The sequence below is a fragment of the Bradyrhizobium sp. SHOUNA76 genome, from assembly GCF_023006445.1.
Classification (GTDB): Bacteria; Pseudomonadota; Alphaproteobacteria; order Rhizobiales; family Xanthobacteraceae; genus Bradyrhizobium.
The window spans coordinates 1-486 of record NZ_JALBHA010001151.1 but is presented as its reverse complement, the minus strand read 5'-3'; the positions used below and the strand labels follow the sequence as shown (position 1 = coordinate 486).

Below are 486 nucleotides of genomic sequence, written 5' to 3'. Positions count from 1 at the left end.
GATGCGTGGCGCAGTCGTGGTGCGTCCCGCCCCCGTGGTGGTGGCTCCGCCGGTCGTCGTCGTGCCCCGCGCGCGCGTGTGCCCCTATGGCTTCCGCTGGTACGCTGGCCGCTGCCGCCCGTTCTGATCTCGTCCATTAACGTTTGCGAAATGGCCGCGCGGCGAAAGCCTGCGCGGCCATTTTTCGTTTTTTGGGGGCCTGACGATTCGCCGCGAATTGGAGCACCTCGGAATCGAAACGGGGACTGCTGGCTGCGATCCCCGTCCAATTCACGCGCTGCGGCGAGCTTACCAGTGATGGCGGCGGTGCCAGCGCCGACGATGCCGGCGCCAATGACGGTGGCCCCAGCCGCGATGGCGGCCATGCCAGTGCACCTGTTCGGGCGTCAGCTTGGCGGCTTCCTCGCTGGTGGTGACTGCCGGATGAGCGTCGGGATTGCCTTGCGGCGTACGAGCGGAATCACTGAGCGGCTGCGGTGACAGCGG

At 67.7% G+C, this 486-nt stretch carries 1 protein-coding gene; it reads right to left on the bottom strand.

The features are described from left to right. Nucleotides 1–288 precede the first annotated feature (288 nt). On the bottom strand, nt 289–486 hold a 198-nt coding region (locus tag MOV74_RS40240), incomplete at its 5' end, for a twin-arginine translocation (Tat) (RefSeq protein ID WP_246933114.1).